The following is a 1,602-nucleotide window of genomic DNA, read 5'->3' on the forward strand; positions in this document are numbered from 1 at the left end:
GCTTCGAACTCAACATTGGTGACGAAACCATTCACGCCGCCGTACCACTCCCGCCCGACCTCACCGCCACCATTCAAGCAATCACCGGCCACGAACTTCCGCACTAAATTGGCCTAAGTCAGGAAGCTAAGCCTGCCCGCGCTGATGGTACTGCAACCGGGAGGTTGTGGGAGAGTAAGAAACCGCCGACACCAAACAACAAAACAAAACTCAATACACAACAAAGAGAGACCGTTGAAACACCACCAGTTCCAACGGTCTCTTCACCGTTTTCTCAACCACAATCATGTTCCTATAACGAGGTCCTCACCGAAACTTCGATCTGGTCGGTATATTTCTAGAAGAACAAAGCAATCCTATGCTCCTAATGGATTGGAGAATCTAGTCAAGACGTGGCCAACTGGGAAACGCGATCGCTTTCGTGGAATTCTGAGGGGCTACGAGATTCGGCGGACAGGGTCATGCTGTCCGAGGCGCTTCAATACGGCCTGAAATGACTGGCGCCCCACACCGAAGGGCAGAACCTATTTACCTTGTGTCTTGTATAAAAGCCCCTTCGAGTTTTCTACCACATCTCAGGAGAACCGCACGGAATCAGCTGAGCGACGTTCCCCAAGGCTCGACTGTGACAAATGTAGCTTCGGACTCCAGGCTTGCTTATCGTCTCTGCACAGTCCAAGGGCATTCCTATAGAATGGGCTTCATGGAAGAAAAACGACTGTCCTCATTATATTTTGGCAATGTTGTTCTTGAGTCCCAGGCGTCAGGAACATTCCCAAAAATCTACGCTGATGATATGCACTCGTATTGGATGCGTCCGAGTAATGATGGCATGCTCTCTGTACCGCTAGATGATCTACGCGGAAACATCAGCTCCGATAGGGCTGAGAAACTCTCCAACAAAATATTTGAATCTGTGTCCGCAGAATTGAACGCTAATTATCCAGGAGGAAAAAGCCAAGCAGTAAAAGAACTTACTGCCTGGCTTTTACAGGACTCCTAAACATCGCAGGGGAGATGTACTTCCTTAGAAATGTCAGACCCTGTATGTTCCCCTGCTTGAATTTTTCCGTCTATACGGTAGTCATGACCTGATTTAGAGTATCCGCAATCTACTTCCCCTCGAACAAATCCATAGCCGCCCTCAGTGAGATTCTTTTCCATTTCATCTACATTTTGGTAGAAAAATCCGGCATGCTCTTCTTGAAGACGAATCTTAGCGCTTAATGGCAGAAAACCACTTCCAACGCATTTGACATGCAAACCATAAGTAAGCTTGTTACCGGCTTCGACTCGCGGACCTGCAAACGTACCTGTGCAAGCTCCTGTCCCGAATGCACCATAAGCTGTGCGGGAACTCGTATCCTCGTCACCGAATGTAAAGGTAAAACTATCGTTGGTGGTTCCTTCGTCCAAAGGAGAAGAATCGGCTAGAGCGGGCGGGGAAAAGATAAGTGCTATAGAAAGCACGGTTGTTGGGTGAGGTTACCCTCGTTTAGTGGACACCCTATTTGTACGGATCTTGTGTCCGTAAGAGAGGATGTTCATTGTGAGTCAACAGCGCAAGAAGTACACGCCGGAGTACCGGCGTGAAGCCGCGAA

2 protein-coding genes are annotated in these 1,602 nt (G+C 48.7%); one reads left to right on the forward strand and one right to left on the reverse strand.

The window, feature by feature from the left end:
* Positions 1 to 703: 703 nt before the first annotated feature.
* Entirely contained in the window at positions 704 to 1,003 is a 300-nt protein-coding gene (locus M5J09_RS13120) for a hypothetical protein (protein WP_144792373.1), read from the forward strand.
* On the opposite strand, the gene M5J09_RS13125 is transcribed toward M5J09_RS13120, so the two are convergent.
* Complete coding sequence (locus M5J09_RS13125) at positions 1,000 to 1,470, reverse strand: hypothetical protein (protein WP_257158161.1); 471 nt, start codon at positions 1,468 to 1,470, stop codon at positions 1,000 to 1,002. The genes M5J09_RS13120 and M5J09_RS13125 overlap by 4 nt on opposite strands.
* Positions 1,471 to 1,602: the final 132 nt, after the last annotated feature.

It is taken from the genome of Corynebacterium sp. BF-R-2 (assembly GCF_024586525.1).
Taxonomy (GTDB): domain Bacteria; phylum Actinomycetota; class Actinomycetes; order Mycobacteriales; family Mycobacteriaceae; genus Corynebacterium; species Corynebacterium singulare.